The following is a 22818-nucleotide window of genomic DNA, read 5'->3' on the forward strand; positions in this document are numbered from 1 at the left end:
GCTCTGCCCCGGGGCGGGCGGCCGGCCCCCCCGCGCCCCCCCCCACCCCCCACGCGCCGGCATAACCCACAACTGAACCCCCGCGGGGGGGGGGGGGGGGCCCCCCCCCCCCCGGGGGCCCCCCCCCCCCCACCGCGGTGGGGAGGTGGTGCCGCCCGATGGCCCAGGCGGCACCAGGTTGGTTCTAGGCGGCCTCGGCGAGCGTCGCGCTGACCGTCTGCTGCTGGCCGTTACGGGTGAACTCGACCGTCACCTTGTCGCCGACCTTGTTGGCCTGGATGATGCCCGCCAGGTCGTCGTAGTCGTTGACGGCCTTGCCGTTCACCGAGGTGATCACGTCGCCCTGCTGCAGGCCGGCCTTGGCCGCGGCGCTGCTCGGGGAGACCTGGCTGACCAGGGCCCCGCCGCCCTCGGCCTCGGTGACGCTGACGCCCAGCGCCGGGTGGCTGACCTTCTTGCCGGCCATCAGCGCGTCGGCGACGTCCTTGGCCTTGTTGCTCGGGATCGCGAAGCCCAGGCCGATGTTGCCGGTGCCCTGCCCGGAGGTGGCGATCGCCGAGTTGATGCCGATCACCTCGCCGTTGGTGTTGACCAGCGCGCCGCCGGAGTTGCCCGGGTTGATCGGGGCGTCGGTCTGCAGCAGCCCGGACATCGAGGTGGTCCCGCCGCTCTGCTGCTGTTGCTGCTGGCCGCCGAACGGATTCTGCGGGGTCTGCTGGTCCTCGCTGCTGGACTGGATGGTGCGGTCCTTGGCGCTGATGATGCCCTCGGTGACCGAGCCCTCCAGGCCGAGCGGGCTGCCCAGCGCCAGCACGGTGTCGCCGACCTGCATCTTCGAGCTGTCGCCGAACGTCGCGGCGGACAGGTCGGAGACGCCCTCTGCCTTGATCACGGCCAGGTCGGTCCGCGGGTCGGTGCCGATGATCTTCGCGGTCGCCTTCTTGCCGTTCGCGAAGATCACGGTGACCGTGTCGCCGGTGGCGGTGGCGACCACGTGGTTGTTGGTCACGATGTAGCCGTCGGCGCTGATCACCACGCCGGAGCCCTCACCGCTCTGCGTGGTGATCGAGACGACGTTGTCCTTCACCGCGGAGACGATCTGCGCCAGCGACGAGCGGTCGACCACGCGGTTGACCGACGCGTCGGCGGTCTGCACCGTCGTGCGGCCGTTGTCGTCGTCGAACGCGAGCGCGGTGGCCGCGCCGACGCCGCCGGCGCCCAGGGCGATGAGCACCGCGGCCGCGCCGGCCACGAAGATCTTGCGGCCCCGGCCGGCCCGCGCGGGGTCACGCTGCTCGGTGCCGACGGCCTGGGCCCACGCCGGGGCCTCCGACTGCGGGGGTACGCCGGCGCCGGGCGTCCACGGGCCGTGCTGGCCGGGCGCTCCCTGGGCGGCGTACTGCTGGTGGGGCTGGCCGGCGTAGGCACCGGCGTAGGGCTGCTGGGGCTGGCCCGGGTACTGCTGGTGGCCGTAGGGCGGCTGCTGGCCCGGGTGCTGGCCGCCGTGCTGGCCCGGGAACTGCGGGGCCGGCGGCTGGCCGCCGCGCTGCCAGGGCGACGCGAGCCACCCACCCGGCTGCTGCGGAGCACCGGACTGCGGAGCACCGGACTGCGGAGCACCGGACTGCGGAGCACCGGACTGCGGAATACCGGACTGCGGAATACCGGACTGCGGAATACCGGACTGCGGAATGCCGGACTGCGGAGCACCGGACTGGGGGGCACCGGACTGGGGGGCACCGGACTGGGGGGCGGCCGGCTGGCTCAGCGCGGGCTGCTGGGCCGTGACGTCGGACTGTCCCCGCTCCGGGCCGGTGCTCGCGGGAGAGGCGTCCGCGGGCCGGTGCGACTGCTCCTCGGACGGGGAGTTCTCGTGCCGCTGCGGGTCGGTCTCGTACTCGTTCATGGGCACTACATTGCCCCTGCCCGCTCCGACTCACCTGTGCTGGCCCTGGACGTTTTCTGTGAATGGGATGCCCGGAAACTCAGGACTCGTCCGGTTCCAGAGCGGGCAAAGTGACCCGGAACGTCGCGCCCTTGCCGGGTTCACTCAGCACCTCCACAGTGCCGTGGTGGGCCCGTACGATCGCCGCCACGATGGCCAGCCCCAGCCCGGTGCCGGTGGCCGCGCGGTCGGTGCGCCGGGTCCGGGCCTCGTCGACCCGGTAGAAGCGCTCGAACACGTGGTCGCGCTGCTCCTCGGAGAGCCCGGGCCCGGTGTCGCTGATCTCGATGACGGCGCGGTTGCCCGATTCCGGGTAGAGGGCGAGGGTCACCGAGGCGTCCGGCGGGGTGTGCACCAGCGCGTTGGTCATCAGGTTACCGATCACCTGGCGCAGCCGCGCGTCGTCGCCGTACGCGACCAGCCGCTCCGGCGACTCCCGCACGTCCAGCCGGATCTTGCGTTCCGGGGCGGTCGCCTGCGCCGCCTGCACCGCGTCCATCGCCAGCACCGGCAGCTCCACCGGGGCCAGCGTGACCGGGCGTTCCCGGTCCAGCCGGGCGAGCAGCAGCAGGTCCTCGACCAGCAGGCCCATCCGGGCGGCCTCGTCCTCGATCCGGCGGACCAGCTTGGCGACGTCCTCCGGGCTCGCGACCGCACCCTGCCGGTACAGCTCGGCGAAACCGCGGATGGAGGTCAGCGGCGTGCGCAGCTCGTGCGAGGCGTCCGCGACGAACTGCCGCATCTTCTGTTCCGAGCGCACCGCGCGGGCCTCGGAGATCTGCGCGGCCTCGGCGGCGTCGCGGGCCTGGGACTCCGCGGCGCGGGCCGCGGTCTCGGACAGCGCCCGGGCGGTGAAGGCGGCCTCGATCTGGGCCAGCATGGCGTTCAGGGCCCGGGACAGCCGGCCCAGCTCGGTCTTGGGTTCGCCCTCGTCGGGCTCGGGATCGGGGACCCGCTGGGTGAGATCACCGGCCGCGATCGCCGCCGCGGTGCGTTCTATCTGCACCAGCGGGATGAGGCTCTGCCGCACGATCGCCGCGCCGATCGCCGCGAGCGCGAACAGCACTCCGGCGCCGACCAGGATGTCGACCCAGATCAGCCGGCTGATCGCCTCGTCGATGCCGAGCAGCCGCTGCCCGGTGTGCAGCACGGTGCCGTTGTCGATGTAGGTGATCAGCATCCGCCAGACCACGGTGCCGTCCGGGGACTTCACCGTGAACGGCCGGTCCACGTGCTTGTTGACCTGCTCCAGGCCCTTCACCAGCGGGGGCAGCTGGCTGGGCTTGAGCGCGTAGTCGTACTTGAGGTAGTCCGGGTTGCCGACGCCGTCGATCGTGGTGGCGTAGACGTAGTAGTCGGTCGGCAGGCGCAGTTCCTCGTTGCCCTTGAGGCTCGCCAGCGTCTCGGTGAACCGGACCAGCCCCGCGTCCAGCCGGCCGATCATGTAGCTGTGCAGCGCGTACGTGCTCGCGGCGCTGATCAGCGTGAGCGCCGCCAGCACCAGCACCAGCACCGCCGCGACCAGCTTGGTGAGCAGCGGGATGCGCCGCAGGCTGGTCTCCGGGACGTAGCCGCGGACCCGGTCGGCGATGGTCAGGGACACGAGTGGCTCATGCCGCGGGTTTGCGCAGCACGTAGCCGACGCCGCGCAGCGTGTGGATCAGCCGGGGCTGCACGTTGTCCACCTTGCGCCGCAGGTACGAGATGTACGACTCGACGATGTTGTCGTCACCCCGGAAATCGTACTTCCAGACGTGGTCCAGGATCTGCGCCTTGGAGAGCACCCGGTTGGCGTTGAGCATCAGGTAGCGCAGCAGCTTGAACTCGGTCGGCGACAGCTGGACCCGCTGGCCGGCCCGGTAGACCTCGTGCGTCTCCTCGTCCAGCTCGAGGTCGGCGAAGACCAGGCGCGAGGGCTCCTCGTCGCCGGCGCTGGTGCGGCGCAGCACGGCCCGGATCCGGGCGGTGAGCTCCTCCAGGCTGAACGGCTTGGTCACGTAGTCGTCGCCGCCCAGGGTCAGGCCGCGGATCTTGTCGTCGGTGCCGTCGCGGGCGGTCAGGAAGACCACGGGCGTACGGGCGCCGCCCTCGCGCATGAGCCGGATGACCTCAAAACCGTCGAGGTCGGGCAGCATCACGTCGAGGACGACGAGGTCGGGAGTGGCGTTCTTGGCCGCGCTGACGGCGGCGCTTCCGCTGGTCGCGGTGCTGACGTCGAAGCCCGCGAAGCGCAGGCTGGCGGAGAGCAGCTCAAGGATGTTCGCGTCGTCCTCGACGACGAGGAGCTTCGCCTCGCTCTGCTTTCCCGGGGTCTGGGTGGCGGCCATGCCCCCCATCCTCGTCCAGGTCGCTGCCATCCCGCTGCACAGTGCCTGAAAGTTTTCTGTGAGCCTGCTAGGCGGCGAGATCAAAAGTGGCGGACCGCAGCCCCGCCGACGCCTGGGCCGCCCGGGCCAGCGCCCGCCGGTCCGCGCCCGGCTCGGGTCGCAGCGCCGGCGAGCCGATCAACGTCACGGTCAGCCCGCGCAGGCCGGCCACCCGGCGGACCGAGGACCACAGCGTGTCGTCGCCGACGAAGGACGCGTCCGGGGACCCGTACCGGATGGCGATCGGCACGACCGGGGCACCCGCGTCCACCGCCGCCTGGAACACGGCGGGCCGGAAGCGCCCCCGCTCGGCGCCGCAGAACGTCGTACCCTCCGGAAAGACCGCGACCGAACGACCGGCGCGCAGCGCGGCAGCCACCTCGGCCACCGTCGTGGGCAGGCGTTTCGGCCGGGACCGGTCGACGAAGATCGACCCGGTCAGCGCGGCCAGCGCGCCCAGCCCGGGCCACGACCGCACGTCGTGCTTGGCGACCAGCCGGACCGGCGTCACCGCCAGCAGCGCGACCACGTCCAGCCAGGAGACGTGGTTGGCCACCAGCAGGCTGCCGGGCCGCGGCGCCGGGCCGCGCCACACCAGCTCGACCCCCAGGGCCGCGAGGATGCCGCGGGACACGGTCCGTGCGGCGGCGCGCCGCAGCAGCGGCACGAGCAGCAGAGCGCCCAGCAGTACGCCGAAGAGCGCCGCCAACCGCACCAGCGCGGTCCCCGCCCCCACCGCCTGGGCCCCGGCCGGACGGCACTGCGGACCGCACGCGGAGCGCGGCTGCCAGACCGCGTTGACCCGCGGCGGAAAACCCGGGAGAAGTTCGTCACGTGCGGTCATCGGGTCGCACCCAGGAAGTGGCGCCGGTAGCGCGGGTCCATCCGGTCCATGGAGAACAGCACGTAGAAGTCGGCGCACTGGAAGTCCGGGTCGTAGGCCGGCTCGCCGCACACCCAGCTGCCCAGCCGCAGATAGCCCTTGAGCAGCGGCGGGGGCTGCGTCTTCGGGTCGCCGACCAGGTCGGTGCCGGCGAGCCAGGGCCGGCGCGGCTGGACCCGCAGCGCGGGCGGCGAGAGGTGCCGGGCGGCGACCCGGGCCCAGACCCCGGCCGCGGTGGCCCCGCCGTCGTCCAGGCCGACCGAGGCGCAGCCGGCGAGCCAGCGCAGGTTGTTCAGATGCAGGTAGCGGGCGATGCCGGCCCACATCAGGTTGACCACGGCGCCGGAGCGGTGGTCCGGGTGCACGCAGGAGCGGCCGGTCTCGACCAGCTGGTCGCGCAGCGGACGCAGGCCGCTGAGGTTGAACTCGCCGTCGCCGTAGCGGCGCCCGGCGCGCTCGGCGGCCTTCGGGGTCATCATCCGGTACGTGCCGACCACCTGGCCGCTCGCGTCGTCCCGGACGATCAGGTGGTCGCAGAAGTCGTCGAACTCGTCGGTGTCCCGGCCGTCCGGGGTGGCCCCGCGCAGCGTGGCGCCGAGCTCGGTGGCGAAGACGTCATGGCGCAGGCGCTGCGCGGCCGCGACCTGGCTGGCGTCGTCGGCGATGAGGAGCGAGTAGCCGCTGGTCCCGGTGGGTGCGGCGGCGGTCATGAGTACCGTCATGAGAACTGTGTAAGGCTCGTGTCTGCCGACGGCGTGTCGTTCCCGGTGGCGCCGGATGTCGCGGACATGAACGCCTCTGGACGCCGCCGCCGGGCGGACACCCGGAAGCGCCGCGAACCGGTAGGTTGACCCCCAGTCGATCAGTGAGGAGCAACCGTGCCGGCCGGGTCCGAGGAGATCGTGGTCTCCCACCTCACCAAACTCTACAAGTCGCTACGTGCCGTGGACGATCTCTCGTTCACCGTGCACTCCGGCCGGGTCACCGGCTTCCTGGGCCCCAACGGCGCGGGCAAGACCACCACCCTGCGGATGCTGCTGGGCCTGGTCAGCCCGACCGCCGGCACGGCCACCTTCGGCGGCGTCCGGTACATCGACCTGGCGCAGCCGATCCGGCACGTCGGCGCGGTGCTGGAGGCCTCCAGCGCGCACAAGGGCCGGTCCGGGCTCAACCACCTGCGGATGATCTGCACCGCGGCCGGGCTGCCCTGGCAGGCCGCCGACGAGGCGCTCGCCAAGGTCGGCCTGACCCCGGCGGCCAAACGCAAGTTCAAGGGCTACTCGCTGGGCATGAAGCAGCGGCTGGGCATCGCCGCGGCGCTGCTGGGCAACCCGCGGGTGCTGATCCTCGACGAGCCGGCCAACGGCCTGGACCCGGAGGGCATCCGCTGGATGCGCGACCTGCTCAAGACGCTCGCCGCCGAGGGCCGTACGGTGCTGGTCTCCAGCCACCTGCTGGGCGAGATGCAGCAGCTCGCCGACGACGTGGTGATCATCGCGGCCGGCCGGCTGATCCGGCAGGGCCCGGTCGACGAGGTGCTCGGCTCGATGGCCGGGATGACCCACGTCCGGGTCCGCACCCCCCAGGCGGCGGAGCTGACCGCGGCGCTCGCCGCGCACAACGCCACCGTGACCCCGCTGCCCGACGGCGCCCTGCTGGTCGCCGGCCTGGACCCGGCGGCCGTGGGGCATGCGGCCTTCACCAGCTCGGTGGAGCTGCACGAGCTCACCGGCGAACGCGCCGACCTGGAGCAGGTCTTCCTGCAGCTGACGGCCGGAAAGGCGGGCATCCGATGAAGCTGGTCAAGGCGGAACTCTTCAAGATCCGGTCCACCTCGACCTGGTGGGTCCTCGGGCTGATCACGCTCGGGCTGTGGGCGGCGACGCTGCTGACCAACTGGGCCGGCAGCTCGATCAACGCCGGGGTGGACCCGGCCGAGCAGGGCCTCTCGCCCGACCAGGCGGAGCAGGTCCGGGTCGCCAACCAGGCCGTCAACGTGGCGTCGAACCTTTACACCAGCGGCCAGTTCTTCGGCGTGCTGATGGTGATGCTGCTGGCCGCGATCGTGGTCACCAACGAGTTCTTCCACCAGACGGCCACCACCACCTTCCTGGTGACCCCGCGCCGGGAGTCCGTGGTGCTCGCCAAGCTGATCGCCTCGACCCTGCTCGGCATCGGCTTCTGGCTGGTCACCAGCCTGCTCAACCTGGTCTTCGTGCCGTTCATCCTGAACGCGCTGGACGTCGGCCCGCAGCTCGGCGAGCCGGCGATCTGGCGGGCCATCGGGCTCAACGGGCTGGCGTACGTGCTGTGGGCGGTCCTCGGCGTGGGCGCGGGGGTGCTGATCCGCAGCCAGGTCGGCGCCACCATCGCGCTGAGCACCGGCTACGTGCTCGGCTACTTCGGCGCCTCGATCCTGTTCTTCCTGCTCACCCCGCGGCTCGGCGAGTGGTTCGGCAAGCTCCAGGTGCTGGTCCCGCCGCTGGCGTCGCAGCTGATGGTCTCCGGCACCGAGCTGCCCGGCAACCCGCCCCGCTGGGTCGGCGCGGCGGTGCTGATCGGCTACGCGGTGGTCGCCGGCGGGCTGGGCACCTGGTTGATGCGGCGGCGTGACATCGCCTGAGCCTTCTTCACCCCATAAGTTGGTCACAGACCGGACGTCCGGATGGCCGGGGAAATCTCACGGCGTAGCCTTGACGGCGATCCCAACCCCGTCCCGTGTGACGAACGTCGCGTGCTGACAACATGGTGAAAGAGGCGAACACGGAAGTGTCGACCCAGCAGACTTCGCATGAGAATCCGCTCGCGGACTTCGGTCCCAACGAGTGGATCGTCGACGAGATGTACCAGCGCTACCTGGCCGACCCGAGCAGCGTCGACCCGGCCTGGCACGATTTCTTCGCCGACTACAAGCCGGCGATGGCCTCGGGCTCGATCGCGACGCCCGACGAGGCCACCGCGGCCAACGCGAAGGCCACCGCCGCCAAGGCCGGCACCGATGCTCCCGCTGCCGCGACCATCGCGCCCGAGAAGCCGACCGTGCCGGCGGCGCCCGCCCCGGCTCCGGCCGCCAAGCCGGCAGCCGAGCCCGCCAAGCCCGCCGCGGCGAAGGCGGCCCCGGCCAAGCCCGCGCAGGTTCCGGCGCCCGCGAGCGGTGCCAAGGTCACGACGCTGCGTGGCGTGGCCGCCCGGATCGTGCAGAACATGGACGCCTCGCTGGAGGTGCCCACCGCGACGTCGGTGCGCGCCGTCCCGGCGAAGCTGCTGGTCGACAACCGCATCGTGATCAACAACCACCTCGCCCGCGGGCGCGGTGGCAAGGTCAGCTTCACCCACCTGATCGGCTGGGCGCTGGTCCGGTCGGTGCTGGCCCACCCGGAGATGAACAACTCCTTCGCCGAGGTGGACGGCAAGCCGGCCATGGTCGCGCCCGAGCACATCAACCTGGGCATCGCCATCGACCTCGCCAAGAAGGACGGCACCCGCACGCTGGTCGTGCCGTCCATCAAGAACTGCGAGCGGATGGACTTCCGCAAGTTCTGGCAGGCGTACGAGGACGTGGTCCGCCGGGCCCGCCGCAACGAGCTGACCATGGACGACTACGCCGGCACCACGATCTCGCTGACCAACCCCGGCGGCATCGGCACCGTGCACTCCATCCCGCGCCTGATGGCCGGGCAGAGCGCCATCATCGGCGTGGGCGCGATGGAGTATCCGGCGCCCTACTCGGGCATGTCCGACGAGACGCTCACCGAGCACGGCGTCAGCAAGGTCACCACGCTGACCAGCACCTACGACCACCGGGTCATCCAGGGCGCACAGTCCGGCGAGTTCCTGAAGGCCATGCACGAGTTCCTGCTCGGCGAGCACGGCTTCTACGACGACATCTTCACCTCGCTGCGGATCCCGTACGAGCCGGTGCGCTGGGTGCGGGACGTGGCGCGGACCTCCGAGGGGCAGATCGACAAGGCCGCGCGGGTGGTCGAGCTGATCCACGCGTACCGGGTGCGCGGCCACCTGATGGCCGACACCGACCCGCTGGAGTTCGAGATCCGCCGGCACCCCGACCTGGACGTGCTCCAGCACGGGCTGACCCTGTGGGACCTGGACCGCACGTTCCCGGTCGGCGGCTTCGCCGGCAAGCAGAAGATGAAGCTGCGCGACGTGCTCGGCGTGCTGCGCGACACCTACTGCCGGCGCGTGGGCATCGAGTACATGCACATCCAGGGCCCCGAGGAGCGGCGCTGGATCCAGGACCGGATCGAGATCAAGTACACCAAGCCGTCGCCGGAGGAGCAGAAGCACGTGCTCAACCGGCTGAACGCGGCCGAGGCCTTCGAGACGTTCCTGCAGACCAAGTACGTCGGGCAGAAGCGCTTCTCGCTGGAGGGTGGCGAGTCGCTGATCCCGCTGCTGGACGAGGTGCTGCAGGCGTCCGCCGAGGGTGGCCTCGACGAGATGGTCATCGGCATGGCGCACCGCGGCCGGCTCAACGTGCTCGCGAACATCGTCGGCAAGCCGTACGGGAAGATCTTCAACGAGTTCGAGGGTCAGATGGACCCGAAGTCGGCACACGGCTCCGGTGACGTCAAGTACCACCTGGGCCAGACCGGCAAGTACACGACGCCGGACGGCGAGAGCGCGACCACCGTCAGCGTGGTGGCCAACCCGTCCCACCTGGAGGCTGTGGACCCGGTGCTCGAGGGCATCGTCCGCGCCAAGCAGGACCGCCTCGACCTGGGCCTGCACGGCTACACGGTGCTGCCGGTCCTGATCCACGGCGACGCCGCGTTCGCCGGCCAGGGCGTGGTCGCCGAGACGCTGAACCTCTCCCAGCTGCGCGGCTACCGCACCGGCGGCACGGTGCACGTGGTCGTCAACAACCAGGTCGGCTTCACCACCGCCCCGGAGTACAGCCGCTCCTCGCTGTACTCGACCGACGTGGCCCGCATGATCCAGGCGCCGATCTTCCACGTGAACGGCGACGACCCCGAGGCCGTGGTCCGGGTGGCCCGGCTGGCGTTCGAATACCGCCAGGCGTTCAACAAGGACGTTGTCATCGACATGGTCTGCTACCGCCGCCGCGGGCACAACGAGGGCGACGACCCGTCGATGACCAACCCGCGGATGTACCAGATCATCGACACCAAGCGCTCGGTCCGCAAGCTCTACACCGAGGAGCTGATCGGCCGCGGCGACCTGACCCTGGACGACGCCCAGGAGCAGCTGCGCGACTACCAGTCCCAGCTGGAGAAGGTCTTCAAGGACACCCGGGACACCGCCGGCTCCCCGCCGCGGGCCCAGCGGTCCGCCACGGACGAGCCGGACCCGCAGGTCGACACCGCGATCGACGCGGCCGGCGTACGCGCGGTGGGCCAGGCCCACCTGGACCTGCCGGAGGGCTTCACCCCGCACAAGCGGGTCCAGCAGCTGCTGGACCGGCGCGCCAAGATGTCCGCCGACGGCGGCATCGACTGGGGCATGGGCGAGCTGATCGCGTTCGGCTCGCTGCTGAGCCAGGGCGTCACGGTGCGGCTGGCCGGCCAGGACTCGCGCCGCGGCACGTTCACCTCGCGGCACGCCGCCATCGTGGACTCGAAGACGGGCAACGACTTCCTGCCGCTCTCCACGCTGGCGACCGGCAACGCCCGCTTCTTCGCCCACGACTCGCTGCTCAGCGAGTATGCGGCGATGGGCTTCGAGTACGGCTACTCGGTCGAGAACCCCGAGGCGCTGGTGCTGTGGGAGGCCCAGTTCGGTGACTTCGTCAACGGCGCCCAGTCGATCGTGGACGAGTTCATCTCCTCCGGCGAAGTGAAGTGGGGCCAGCAGTCGTCGCTGGTGCTGCTGCTCCCGCACGGCCAGGAGGGCCAGGGCCCGGACCACTCGTCCGGCCGCCCGGAGCGGTTCCTGCAGCTCTGCGCCCAGGACAACATGCGGGTGGCCAACCCGACGACCCCGGCGAACTACTTCCACCTGCTGCGCCGCCAGGCACTGTCGCCCAAGCGCAAGCCGCTGATCGTCTTCTCGCCGAAGTCGCTGCTGCGGCACAAGCTGGCGGTCTCGTCGGTGGCCGACTTCACCACCGGCCGGTTCCAGCCGATCATCGGGGACGCCGGCGTCAACGGCTCGCCGCTGGACGCCGGCGCGGTGAAGCGGGTGCTGCTCTGCTCGGGCAAGGTCTACTACGACCTGTTCCAGGCCCGCGCCGAGCGCGGCAACACCGACACGGCGATCATCCGGATGGAGCAGGTCTACCCGCTGCCCGTCGAGGAGCTGAAGGCGGAACTGGCCAAGTACCCGAACGCGGAGGACTTCGCGTGGGTCCAGGAGGAGCCGGCCAACCAGGGCGCCTGGTCGTTCGTGGCACTGAACCTGCTCGAACACCTCGAGGGCGTCCGGCTGCGCCGGATCTCCCGGCCCGCCGCGGCGGCCCCCGCGGTCGGCTCGGCCAAGCTGCACGACGCCGAGCAGAACGCGCTGGTCGAGGCGGCCCTGCCCCGCCCGTGACGCACTGAGAAACCGGGGGCGCTCCGCTGCGGCGGGGCGCCCCCGCTTACTATCCGGACATGTACTTCACGGATCGTGGCATCGAGGAACTGGTCGAGCGGCGCGGCGAGGAGTCCGTGACCCTGGAATGGGTCGGCGACCAGCTGAAGAACTTCGTCGACGCGCACCCGGAGTTCGAAACGGCGATCGAACGCTTCGCCACCTGGCTGGCCCGCGACGACGAGGACGACGACGAGTAGGGCACGGCGCGACTGAGCCACCTCGCGGTCAGGCCGGTCGATGATCATGCCCTTCGGTTGGCTCTGCCGGCAGGGGCAGGCCTGACAATCGTCATCGGCAGACCGTGGCGGCCGACGCGGCGCGGGCTAGGTTGAGGCATGGTCGCGGTGGGCAGGGAGGCCGGTCGCCCGATCCGGCGGGTCGAGGTGGACGGCGCCGTCGAGGTCGACCGGCAGGCGTGGTGGGCCAGGATTCCGGCCATCGCCGCGATCCTGGAACGGGGCCTGAACATCCCGGCCGGCGTGACGTTCCTGGTCGGCGAGAACGGCTCAGGCAAGTCGACGCTGATCGAGGCGCTGGCCGCGGTGCACGGGCTCAACCCCGAGGGCGGCTCCAGGTCGGCGCGGCACAGCACCCGGGAGACCGAGTCGCCGCTGGGCTCGGTGCTGCGGGTCGTCCGCACCCCCGGGCGGGCCGTGAACTCGTACTTCCTGCGGGCCGAGACCATGCACGGGCTGTACACGTACCTGGAGGACCTGCCCGGCGGGCCGGACCAGGACCTGCACGACCGCAGCCACGGCGAAGGCTTCCTGGAGTTGCTCGACCGCAAGTTCCGCGGCTACGGCTTCTACCTGATGGACGAGCCGGAAGCGCCGCTGTCGTTCACCTCGACGCTGGGGTTGCTGTCCCGGCTGGACGGGCTGCGCGACGCAGGCGCCCAGGTGGTGGTGGCGACCCACTCGCCGCTGCTGACGGCACTGCCGGGCGCGACGATCCTGGAGCTCAGCGAGGCCGGCATCCGCAAGGTGGCCTGGGGCGATCTGGAGATCGTGGCGCACTGGCGGCGCTTCCTGGACCGGCCGGACAGCTATCTGCGCGCGCTGCTCTGAGCGGCCGCCAGTCCCGCCCTGCGTTTCGCGCAACACGGGCAGCCGCGCGTTTCTCCGCACGGTCGCCGAGCCGGCCGGCAACCGCTCGCTGATGGCTCTGCTCACCGATAGGCCGCTGCCTGTAGGGTGAACAGCTCGGCGTAGAGGCCGTCGCGGGCCATCAGCTCCTGGTGGCTGCCCGCCTCGGCGATCCGGCCGTCCGCGACCACCAGGATCAGGTCGGCCATTCGCACCGTGGAGAAGCGGTGGGACACCAGCACGGTGATGCCGCCGGTCCGGCGGCCCACGTCGCGGGCGGACTGTGCGTACCGCTCGAAGAGGGCGTGCTCGGTCAGTGGGTCAAGCGCCGCCGTCGGCTCGTCCAGCAGCAGCAGGAGCGGCTCGTCGCGCATCATCGCCCGGCTCAGCGCCACCCGCTGCCACTGGCCGCCGGAGAGCTCCTCGCCGTCCTCGTAGGACTTGCCGAGGTGGGAGTCCAGCCCGTCCGGAAGCCGGTCGATGACCGCCTGCGCGTCCGCCCGGTGCACTGCCGCGGTGACCGCCGCCCGATCCTCGATGCGGGGCAGGTCGCCCACGCCGATGCTCTCCCGGGCCGGGGCGTCGAGCTGCACGAAGTCCTGGAACCCCGCCGCGATCCGCCCGCGCCAGCCGCCGGGGTCGATCCGGCGCAGATCCACGCCGTCGACGCGGATCGTGCCGGCCGTCGGTCGGTAGAACCGGCACAGCAGCTTGACCAGCGTCGACTTGCCCGCGCCGTTGTCGCCGACGATGGCCACGGTGGCCCCGGCCGGGATCCGGACGGTCACGTCGCGCAGCACGTCGGCCTCGGTGCCGGGATAGCGGAACGCGACGCCGTCGAGGTCGATCCCGTCGCGCAGGGTGGCCGGCACCGGGTGGTCCGGCACGATCGGGTCCGCGGACCGGGCCGATTCGCGACTCAGCCAGCGCACCCGGGCCAGCGCCCGGGCGTTGCGCTGGAGCGCGCCGGCGACCGCCACAGCGCCGGCCGCCTGGGCGTTGGTCTGCACGGCCAGCGTGATGACCAGGACGACGGCGCCAACCGACTGCTCCCCCGCGATCGCGGACCGGACCACGACGACCACGGCGGTCACGTACCCGATCGCGAACACGAGCTGCCCGGCCAGCCGCAGGCCGAGACCGGTCAGCTCGGCGCGGCGCAGCGGGACCTCCTCCCGTCGGCGCGCGGCGGCCTGCCGCTGCCGCAGCGTCCGCTGCAACCCGAACAGCCTGATCTCCTTGGCGGCGGCCGGGCTCACCGCCAGCTCCAGCAGGTGCCAGCCGAGCCGCCGGGATTCAGCGGTGGCGAGCTCGGCCCGCTCCAGGCGCGCCTCGCCGATCCGGCCGGCGACGAGCGGGGGTACGGCAAAGAGCGGCAACAACAGCAGCCACGGCTCCAGCCGCGCGAGCAGCACAGCCGTCAACACGATTTGGACGGACAGGGTGATGGCGGTGAGTACGGTCTGCACGCCCGCGGCGATCTCCCAGCTCTCCTTGCGCAGCAACTCCATCCGGTCGGCGTTGTCCTGCCGCTCGTGCTGGTCGAGGCCGGCCGTGCGGTGCGCGAGATCGCCGATCTGCCGCTCGATCCGCAGGTGGTGCAGGTCGGCCAGCTCGAAGAAGAAGATGTGCGCGAAGTGCTCCATGGTGAGGCTGGTCAACGCGACCACGGCGACGGCGGCAGCCGCCCAGGCCGCCGCGGTGGTGTCGTTGCCCAGCGCGGCGTCCGTGGTGATCGCGAGGAAGACGGCGATCAGCGGCGCGCTGATGTTGCCGAGCAGCATGAGGAAGGCCGAGATCAGCAGCCGGCCGGGGCTCGCCCGCCAGGTCGAGCGGAGCACTCCGGTGATACCCAGCCATAGGTCACGCATCAGCGGCCTCCCCGATCAGCTCGTCGTGCACCGGCCCGTCGTCCGCGCGGTCGCTTTCGACGGACTCCCCCTCCGCCGGCTCTTCCGCGAAGCGGGCGGCTTGCAGGGTGAACAGCTCCGCATACCGGCCGCCGGCGGCGAGCAGCTCGTCGTGGGTGCCGGATTCCAGCACACGGCCGTGCTCCAGCACCGCGATCCGGTCGGCGCGGCGGACCGTGGAGAAGCGGTGCGAGATCACCAGGCTGGTCGCGCCCCGGGTCAGATCGAGGAAGCGGGAGAAGAACGCCACCTCGGCGCGCGCGTCCAGGCTCGCGGTCGGCTCGTCCAGCACCAGCACCCGGGCGCCGCCCTGCACGGCGATCAGGGCCCGGGCGATGGCGATGCGCTGCCATTGGCCACCGGAGAGGTCGGCGCCGTCCGTGTACTGCCGGGAGAGCGGGGTGTCGAGCCCGATCGGCAGCCGCCGGACGAACTCCAGGGCGCCGGCGCGGCTCAGGGCGTCCTCGATCGCGGCGTCGTCGTGCAGCTCCGCGGCGCCGAAGCCGACGTTGTCGCGGACCGGCAGCTCGAAGTGCACGAAGTCCTGGAAGATCGCGGCCACCCGGCGCTGCCAGGCGGCGCCGTCGAAGGTCCGGATGTCCACCCCGTCGGCGGTGATCCGGCCGGATTCCGGCTCGTAGAGGCGGGCGAGCAGCTTGACCAGCGTGGTCTTGCCCGCACCGTTGAGGCCGACGATGGCCGTTGCGCTGCCGGCCGGGATGACCAGGTCGAGCCGGTCGAGCACGAGCGGCGACTCCGGCGTGTAGCGGAAGGTGACCTGCTCGAACCGGAGCTCCCGGATCGGCAGGTCGGCCGCCGGGACCTCGCCGCCGCCCGGACCGGCCGCCGCGGTGGTCAGCTCGCCGAGGCGGCGCAGGGCCTGCTGGGCGTTCATGCCGTACTCGGTCTGCACGTCGGACTCCGCGATGAACGCGCCGATCCGGACCGAGGAGAGCGCCGCCTGCATCACGATCAGGAAGGCACCGATGCCCAGGACACCCTCGGCGGTGTCCCGCGCCGCCGCCGCCAGCGCACCCCCGAGCAGCACAAACGCGAGGAGTGTATAGAGCACGTACGGTCCGGAGAAGATCCGCCGGCGCTGCTGCCAGACCGGGATCGAGCTCGCCATGAACGCGTCCGCGTAGCGGTCGCCGACCCAGTCGAGCAGGCCGAACACCCGGATCTCCTTGGCCGCGACCGGAGTGAAGAGCAGGTCCCGGAAGTAGAAACGCCGCCGCCGGGTGCGCTGCTGCGACATGAAGATGCGGCCGAAGACGGACAGGCCGATCCGGTAACCGAACCGGATGTCCAGGCCGGCCAGCAGGATCGCGAGCGCCGCCCACCATGCGTACACCACCGCGACGACGACCACGGCAGCCACGGTCTGCAGGTAGCGGGAGAGCAGAGCCATGAAGCCGGCGCAGGCGGCGCCCGGCGTCCAGTCCGCGAACCGCAGCAACGAGACACCGTCGGCGGCCTGGTCGAGCACCTCGGGGTCCTCCAGGACCGCGATGCCGGAGCCGCGGAAGGAATCCGCCATCAGCTGATCGCGAACCAGGTCGTCGATGCGCCGGCGGACCAGCTCGCCGAGGAACGCCTGGACCGGCAGCGCCAGCTGGATGGCGAAGAAGATCGCGGCCGCGGCGATCAGATGACCCCGCAGGTCGAGCCACGCGGCCGACGCCACCCCACCGGCGACCGCGGCCGGCACCCCGGCGATCACCCAGGCCGTCGCCAGCACGAAGCCGACGGGCAGCAGACCGGCTATGACCTGCAGCAACACGGCGCTGCCGACCACGGCCGGACCACCGCGGGGCAGCAACCGCAGCATGGCGCGACGCTGGGCCCATCGGCCCCCCATGCCCGCGGTGAACTCCCGCCATACCGATCTGTCGACCTCGTCGCCTGCCATCGCCCACCCCCGCGTGTCGTCGATACGGCAACCTACCGAGGCCGGTGCGGGGACGTCGTCCCGATTCCCGCGGCCTGTGGACAACCGGGCCGAAGGACCGTTATCCACAGGGTCCGGCGACCCCGGGCGGGACCCCACCCGGGCCGGTAGGTTGAGGACGTGACGAGCAGCGTGTACGTGGCCGGGTTAGGCCCTGGCGTCGGAAAGAGCACGGTCGCGCTGGGGCTGGTGGAGTTGCTGTCCCGGCAGGTCGCCCGGATCGGGGTCTTCCGGCCGGTGGTCCCGGGACACGGCGACGACCCGCTGCTGACCCTGCTCACCAGCCGCTACCCGGTCGTCGCCCCGTATGCGGACTCGTTCGGGGTCACCGCCGCCGAGGCGGCCGCGCTGGTGGCCGACGGCAAGCGCGAGGAGCTCATCTCCCGGATCGTCGAGCGTTATCGCGAGGTCGAGCGCCGGGGCGCCTCCATGGTCGTGATCGGCAGCGACTTCTCCGACGGCCAGGAGGAGGGACACGACGAGCTGCCCCGCGAGCTGGCCATCAACGCCCGGCTCGCCAACGAGTTCGGCAGCGTGGTCGTGCCCGTCGTGGGTGGGCAGGGCCGGCGCACCGATCTGCAGGCCGCGGTCGGGTCCGCGTACCACTCGCTTGTGGATCTGGATGCGACCGTGCTGGCCGTGATCGCCAACCGGGTGCCCGAAGGGGCCGGCACGCCCAACGGGCTGCCGGTGCCGGTCTGGGCCATCCCCGAGATCCCCGGGATCGCCGCCCCGACCGTCGCGGAGGTCGCCGCCGCGCTCGACGCGACCGTGGTCACCGGCAGCGAGGCCGCGCTCGACCGGGACGTGCTCGACTACATCGTCGGCGCGGCGCACGTGCCGGCGGTGCTCGACCACCTCACCGACGGGGCTCTGATCATCACGCCGGGCGACCGGGCCGACCTGCTCGTCGCCGCGAGTGCCGCGCACGCCGCCGGCAACGTGACGCTTGCCGGGCTGGTGCTGACCATCGGCGAGTTCCCCGACCCGCGCGCCGTCCGGGTCATCGAGCGGCTCAACACCGGCCTGGCGATACTGGTGGTGCAGTCCGACAGCTACCACACGATCAGCGCGGCCGGCCGGATCGAGGCCAAGCTCAGCCTGGCCACCCCGCGCAAGGTGGAGGCGGCGCTCGGCGCCTTCGAGAAGCACGTGGACACCACCGAGCTGACCCGGTTGCTCGACGTGACCCGGTCCAGCCGGGTGACCCCGCTGATGTTCGAGAACGACCTGATCGAACGCGCCCGCGCCGACCGCAGGCACCTGGTGCTGCCCGAGGGCACCGACGAGCGGATCCTGCGCGCGACCGAGACCCTGCTGCGCCGCGGCGTCGCCGAGCTGACGCTGCTCGGCGACCCCGCCGAGATCGCCCGCCGGGCGCGCGAGCTCGGCGTCGAGATCGGCGGGGCCCGGCTGATCGACCCGGCCGAAAGCGAGTGGCGCGACGACTTCGCCGAACGGTACGCGGAACTGCGCAAACACCGGGCCGTCACGCTGGACCTGGCGTACGACGTGGTCCGCGACGTCAACTACTTCGGCACGATGATGGTCGCCACCGGGCGGGCCGACGGCATGGTCTCCGGGGCCAACCACACCACCGCCGCCACCATCCGGCCCGCGTTCGAGATCATCAAGACGGTGCCCGAGGTGTCGGTCGCGTCCAGCGTGTTCTTCATGCTGCTCGCCGACCGGGTGCTGGTCTACGGCGACTGCGCGGTCAACCCCGATCCGGACGCGGCCCAGCTCGCCGACATCGCGCTGTCGTCCGCGCAGACGGCCGCCGCGTTCGGCATCGAGCCGCGGGTCGCCATGTTGTCCTATTCGACCGGCAGCTCGGGCACGGGCGCCGATGTGGAAAAGGTGGCCGCCGCGACGAAGATCGTCCGCGAGCGCCGCCCCGATCTGCCCGTGGAGGGTCCCATCCAGTACGACGCTGCGATCGATCCCGGAGTGGCCGCGACCAAGCTGCCGGAGAGCATGGTGGCAGGCAAGGCCACGGTGTTCGTCTTCCCGGATCTCAGTTCCGGCAACAACACCTACAAGGCCGTGCAGCGCTCGGCGCACGCGGTCGCGGTCGGCCCGGTGATGCAGGGCCTGCGCCGCCCGGTCAACGACCTGTCCCGCGGCGCGACGGTCAAGGACATCGTCAACACGGTGGCGATCACGGCGATCCAGGCCGGCTCATGAAGATTCTGGTGCTCAACACGGGCTCGTCCTCGGTCAAGTACCGCCTCTTCGACGGCACCGAGACGCTGGCCAAGGGCCTGGTCGAACGGATCGGGGAGGCCGGCGGCGACGCGAGCGACCACGAGGCGGCCCTCCAGCAGGTGATGGCCGGCATCGACCTGACCGACCTCGGCGCGGTCGGCCATCGGGCGGTGCACGGCGGCAGCGAGTTCAGCCGGCCCACGGTCATCGACGACGAGGTGGTCGCGGTGATCGAGCGGCTCGTGCCCCTGGCGCCGCTGCACAATCCCGCGGCGCTCAGCGGCATCGCGGTGGCCCGCAAGCTGCTGCCGGAGGTCCCGCAGGTCGCGGTCTTCGACACCGCGTTCCACCAGACGATCCCGCCGGAGGGCGTGACGTACGCGATGGACGCGGCCCTGGCCGAGCGCTGGCAGATCCGCCGCTACGGCTTCCACGGCACGTCACACGCGTACGTGGCCCGGCAGACCGCCGAGCTGCTCGGCCTGCCCGCGGACCAGGCCAGGGTGATCACCCTGCACCTGGGCAACGGCGCGAGCGCCTGTGCGGTCTCCGGCGGGCACAGCGTGGCCACCTCGATGGGCATGTCACCGCAGTCCGGCCTGGTGATGGGCACCCGCAGCGGCGACATCGACCCCACGGTGATCTTCCACCTGCACCGCGTCGCCGGCCTGCCGATCGACGAGATCGAACGCTCGCTGATCCGCTCGGCGGGCATGCAGGGCCTGACGGGCGAGAACGACATGCGGACGATCGAGAAGCGCGTGGAGGCCGGCGACCCGGCGGCCACGCGGGCCCTCGATGTCTACTGCCGACGGATCAAGGAGTACGTCGGCATGTACCTCGCCGTCCTGGGCGGTGCCGACGCGATCACCTTCACCGCGGGGGTGGGCCAGAACTCACCGGTGGTCCGGGCGGCGGCCCTGTCGGGGCTGTCCGGGCTGGGCATCACGGTCGACAAGACCCGCAACGAAAGCCGCGACCAGATCATCTCCCCGGACGGGTCGCCGGTGGCGGTGTGCGTGATCGCGACGGACGAGGAGCTGGAGATCGCCCAGCAGGTCACGGCCGAGCTCGCGGCGCATCCGCCCGCGGCCGGAGAAGGCGGACAGCCGGCCGCCGGCTGAACGGGCGGACCGGGGGGCGGGTTCGGCGCAAGGCGGGCTGGATGCCGGCTGAGCGGGCGAACCGGCAGGGCAGGTTCGGAGCAAGCCGGGCAGGCCGGCCACCGACTGAGCGGGCCGGGCCGGTGGTCCGGTCTGGGTGGAAGCCGGCCGGGCCGGTGGTCCGGTCTGGGTGGAAGCCGGCCGGGCCGGTGGTCCGGTCTGGTGGAAGCCGGGCGGGCCGGTGGTCCGGTCTGGTGGAAGCCGGGCGGGCCGGTGGTCCGGTCTGGTGGAAGCCGGGCGGGCCGGGCGCGACGGGTTTCACCCGTCGGCGCCCCGGCCCGCGCACAGCCCAGGTAGGTCGGCTCGGTCCTGGTCAGCCCAGGGCCAGCCAGGCGATCAGCGCGATCAGAACGATCGCGACCGCACCGGCGCCGATGATCAGCGGGGTCTTGGAGGCGGCTGGCGGCTCCTGCGGAGTGCTCTGCGTGAAGGCGCGGAACGCCTCGGTGTTGCCGCTCGGGTCGACGGTGTTGTCAGGCATGCGCACGACCATAGCGAAGCCCGGCACCCCCGCGACAGTCTGTCTCAGCCTCCTAGCAGGGCATACTCCCCGGCCGCGGAAATATCACCCGTTCGTGGGTGTGTCCCGCTTGGCTACGCTCCACCGATGGACGCCGATCATCAGCTGCGGGCGATTGCCGGCATCGTCCGGGCCGTCGACGGCGCGCTGTGGTTGCGTGGCGGCTGGGCGATGGACTTCTTCCTCGGCCGGGTGACCCGCCCGCACCGGGACATCGACTTCTTCTGCCGGGCCGACGACGCGGACCGCATCGTCGCGCGGCTGGCCGGGCTCGGCTATCGGCCGTTGCCCGGCAACGACGCACTGCAGCGGGACCTGCTCGGGCCGGACGACCTGGACGTGCAGGTCACGCTCCTGGGCCGGGACCCCGGCGGCTGCCCGACCGTGCCCGCCGGGCCGTATGCGGGCGCCCGCTGGCCGCCGGACCTGCTGGACGGACCGCCCGGCCGGATCGGGGACCTCGTCTGCCCGATAGTGAACCCGCGCGCCCAGATCGAGATCAAGGAGATGATGCCGGTCTGGGTGCCGGGCCTCCCCCGCCGCGACAAGGACCGCGCGGACATCGCCCTCCTCCGCGCGGCCCTGACCGCGGAGAGACACGACGCCGGCCGCCGAGAGACGCGGCCCTGACCGCCGCGAGACGCGCGGCACCACCCGCCGCGGGACACGCGGCACCACCGCCGGGAGACATGCGCACCTCACGGCCTGAGAGACGCGGCACCACCCGCCGCGGGACACGCGGCACTCACCCGCCGGAATGCACGCGACGCCAACTGCTGGGAGACGCGCGGTATCAGCCCGCCGGGAGACCGGGAGAAGGCCCGTCACCATGAGCCGGGCACAATGATCAGATGGGACGCCGTACATTCGCGCTTTTGCTCGCCGCCGCCTGCGCGACCGGCGCACTCACCTCGTGCTCCGCCGACTCGGGCGGGGAGCCCACGCCGGCAGCCCCGGCCGCCTCGCAAAACGCGAACCTGAGCGCGGCACCGAGCGCGATCCCGAGCCTGAGCGCCAAGCCGACCCGCGGTACGGCGCCGGCCAAGGCGTTCTCCGTCAAGACCCGCAAGCTCCAGCTCAGCCGCGGCAAGGGCCGTCCGCTGCCCACCACCGTCTGGTTCCCCGCCACCGGCAAGGGCCCGTTCCCCGTGATCGTGTTCAGCCATGGGCTCACCGGCCGGCCCAGCGACTACAACGACCTCCTGACCCCGTGGGCACGGGCCGGGTTCGTCGTCGCCGCGCCCGCCTATCCGCACACCTCCGCCGGGACCAAGATCGACTACACCGATGTGCTCAACCAGCCGGCCGACGCCTCGTACGTGCTCACCAAGGTCCTCGACCTCGGCAGCAAGAAGGGCGATCCGCTGGCGGGCCGCCTCGATCCGGACCACGTCGCCGCGGCCGGGCACTCCGCCGGCGGGATCACCACGCTGGGGATGCTCAGCGGCACCCGGGACGATCGGCTCGCCGCCGCGGTGGTCCTCGCCGGCCGGGTCGCGCTGCCCGGCACCTTCACCGGCCCGGCCGTTCCGGTGCTCTTCGTGCACGGCAAGCTCGACCGGACCGTGCCGTACGCCGACGGGCTCGCCGCCTTCAAGGCCGTGCCCTGGTCCAAGGCCCTGCTCACGCTGCCCACCGCCGGTCACATCGTGTCCAGCGGCAAGCAGTTCACCCTGATGATCGATTCCTCGACCGACTTCTGGCGGTGGAGCCTCTACGGCGACGCCGGCGCGCTGAAGCGGCTGGAGCGGCGCGACAACCTCGACAGCACCCTTTAGGTCGTGTTTAGAAAGTGTCATAGCCACTCGTTGATTGCGGCGATCTGGACGGTGGCCTCGTACCGGACGGCGAGTTTGTCGTAGCGGGTGGCCACGGCCCGATTGCGTTTCAGTCGGTTGATACCGCACTCGACCGCGTGACGCTGCTTGTACAACTGCGGGTCGAACGACGGAGGCCGTCCGCCCTTCGAGCCCTTCTTACGACGGTTCGCCACCTGATCGGCCTTGACCGGGATGCACGCCTTGATACCCCGCTTACGCAGGTACTCCCGGTTCGCCTTCGACGTGTACGCCTTGTCGGCCAGGACCCGATCCGGGCGGGTCCTCGGCCGGCCACCACCGGCCCGCTTGACCCGGATACCGTCCAACACCGTCGTGAACTGCGGGCTGTCACCACGCTGCCCGGCGGTCAGCACCACCGACAACGGCTTCTGACCCTGCTCACAACCCAGATGAA

At 71.8% G+C, this 22818-nt stretch carries 18 protein-coding genes; 9 read left to right on the forward strand and 9 right to left on the reverse strand.

Going from position 1 to position 22818, the window contains the following annotated elements; translation table 11 throughout:
• Positions 1-184 precede the first annotated feature (184 nt).
• The 5 genes from ACIBQZ_RS32025 to ACIBQZ_RS32045 all read right to left on the reverse strand — a co-directional run bounded on the left by ACIBQZ_RS32025 (position 185) and on the right by ACIBQZ_RS32045 (position 5916).
• Positions 185-1906, reverse strand: a complete 1722-nt coding sequence (locus tag ACIBQZ_RS32025; protein WP_396092554.1) for a trypsin-like peptidase domain-containing protein — start codon at positions 1904-1906, stop codon at positions 185-187.
• Positions 1907-1985: 79 nt separating this feature from the next.
• Positions 1986-3542, reverse strand: a complete 1557-nt coding sequence (locus tag ACIBQZ_RS32030) for a sensor histidine kinase (RefSeq protein WP_396092578.1) — start codon at positions 3540-3542, stop codon at positions 1986-1988.
• Between the two features lie 13 nt (positions 3543-3555).
• A complete protein-coding gene (locus ACIBQZ_RS32035) occupies positions 3556-4272 on the reverse strand; it encodes a response regulator transcription factor (RefSeq protein WP_396092555.1) in 717 nt (238 codons plus the stop codon).
• Between the two features lie 67 nt (positions 4273-4339).
• Positions 4340-5155 (reverse strand): lysophospholipid acyltransferase family protein, encoded by an 816-nt coding sequence (locus tag ACIBQZ_RS32040; protein WP_396092556.1) that lies wholly within the window; start codon positions 5153-5155, stop codon positions 4340-4342.
• On the reverse strand, positions 5152-5916 hold the full coding sequence (locus ACIBQZ_RS32045; RefSeq protein ID WP_396092557.1) for a GNAT family N-acetyltransferase: 765 nt from the start codon (positions 5914-5916) through the stop codon (positions 5152-5154). Before ACIBQZ_RS32045 ends, ACIBQZ_RS32040 begins: the two co-directional genes overlap by 4 nt.
• A 156-nt stretch (positions 5917-6072) precedes the next feature.
• On the opposite strand from ACIBQZ_RS32045, the gene ACIBQZ_RS32050 reads away from it, so the two are divergent.
• The 5 genes from ACIBQZ_RS32050 to ACIBQZ_RS32070 all read left to right on the forward strand — a co-directional run bounded on the left by ACIBQZ_RS32050 (position 6073) and on the right by ACIBQZ_RS32070 (position 12813).
• A complete protein-coding gene (locus ACIBQZ_RS32050; RefSeq protein WP_396092558.1) occupies positions 6073-6990 on the forward strand; it encodes an ABC transporter ATP-binding protein in 918 nt (305 codons plus the stop codon).
• Complete coding sequence (locus ACIBQZ_RS32055) at positions 6987-7817, forward strand: ABC transporter permease (protein WP_396092559.1); 831 nt, start codon at positions 6987-6989, stop codon at positions 7815-7817. The genes ACIBQZ_RS32050 and ACIBQZ_RS32055 overlap by 4 nt, the downstream gene beginning before the upstream one ends.
• 122 nt (positions 7818-7939) lie before the next feature.
• Positions 7940-11704, forward strand: a complete 3765-nt coding sequence (locus ACIBQZ_RS32060) for a multifunctional oxoglutarate decarboxylase/oxoglutarate dehydrogenase thiamine pyrophosphate-binding subunit/dihydrolipoyllysine-residue succinyltransferase subunit (protein WP_396092560.1) — start codon at positions 7940-7942, stop codon at positions 11702-11704.
• A 59-nt stretch (positions 11705-11763) separates the two neighbouring features.
• A complete protein-coding gene (locus ACIBQZ_RS32065) occupies positions 11764-11943 on the forward strand; it encodes a DUF6104 family protein (protein WP_212991121.1) in 180 nt (59 codons plus the stop codon).
• A 138-nt stretch (positions 11944-12081) separates the two neighbouring features.
• On the forward strand, positions 12082-12813 hold the full coding sequence (locus ACIBQZ_RS32070; protein ID WP_396092561.1) for an AAA family ATPase: 732 nt from the start codon (positions 12082-12084) through the stop codon (positions 12811-12813).
• Positions 12814-12914: 101 nt separating this feature from the next.
• On the opposite strand, the gene ACIBQZ_RS32075 is transcribed toward ACIBQZ_RS32070, so the two are convergent.
• Both ACIBQZ_RS32075 and ACIBQZ_RS32080 read right to left on the reverse strand, forming a co-directional pair.
• The gene (locus tag ACIBQZ_RS32075; RefSeq protein WP_396092562.1) at positions 12915-14702 is read right to left on the reverse strand and encodes an ABC transporter ATP-binding protein; all 1788 of its coding nucleotides are present in this window, start codon (positions 14700-14702) and stop codon (positions 12915-12917) included.
• Complete coding sequence (locus ACIBQZ_RS32080; RefSeq protein ID WP_396092563.1) at positions 14695-16572, reverse strand: ABC transporter ATP-binding protein; 1878 nt, start codon at positions 16570-16572, stop codon at positions 14695-14697. Before ACIBQZ_RS32080 ends, ACIBQZ_RS32075 begins: the two co-directional genes overlap by 8 nt.
• A gap of 240 nt (positions 16573-16812) precedes the next feature.
• Between ACIBQZ_RS32080 and pta the strand changes: the two genes are divergently transcribed.
• Both pta and ACIBQZ_RS32090 read left to right on the forward strand, forming a co-directional pair.
• Complete coding sequence (gene pta, locus ACIBQZ_RS32085; RefSeq protein WP_396092564.1) at positions 16813-18879, forward strand: phosphate acetyltransferase; 2067 nt, start codon at positions 16813-16815, stop codon at positions 18877-18879.
• Entirely contained in the window at positions 18876-20024 is a 1149-nt protein-coding gene (locus ACIBQZ_RS32090; RefSeq protein ID WP_396092565.1) for an acetate/propionate family kinase, read from the forward strand. The genes pta and ACIBQZ_RS32090 overlap by 4 nt, the downstream gene beginning before the upstream one ends.
• Before the next feature lie 352 nt (positions 20025-20376).
• Here the strand turns inward: ACIBQZ_RS32090 and ACIBQZ_RS32095 are convergent, their stop codons facing one another.
• Positions 20377-20544, reverse strand: coding sequence for a hypothetical protein (locus ACIBQZ_RS32095; RefSeq protein ID WP_396092566.1), 168 nt, complete (start codon positions 20542-20544; stop codon positions 20377-20379).
• Between the two features lie 126 nt (positions 20545-20670).
• Between ACIBQZ_RS32095 and ACIBQZ_RS32100 the strand changes: the two genes are divergently transcribed.
• Both ACIBQZ_RS32100 and ACIBQZ_RS32105 read left to right on the forward strand, forming a co-directional pair.
• Positions 20671-21213, forward strand: a complete 543-nt coding sequence (locus ACIBQZ_RS32100) for a nucleotidyltransferase domain-containing protein (RefSeq protein ID WP_396092567.1) — start codon at positions 20671-20673, stop codon at positions 21211-21213.
• A 221-nt stretch (positions 21214-21434) separates the two neighbouring features.
• Entirely contained in the window at positions 21435-22361 is a 927-nt protein-coding gene (locus ACIBQZ_RS32105) for an alpha/beta hydrolase family protein (protein ID WP_396092568.1), read from the forward strand.
• A gap of 17 nt (positions 22362-22378) precedes the next feature.
• Here ACIBQZ_RS32105 and ACIBQZ_RS32110 read toward each other — a convergent pair.
• Positions 22379-22818: IS5 family transposase (locus ACIBQZ_RS32110; protein WP_396092569.1), on the reverse strand; the 440-nt coding region annotated here is incomplete at its 5' end.

It is taken from the genome of Actinoplanes sp. NPDC049599, assembly GCF_044465625.1.
GTDB lineage: Bacteria > Actinomycetota > Actinomycetes > Mycobacteriales > Micromonosporaceae > Actinoplanes.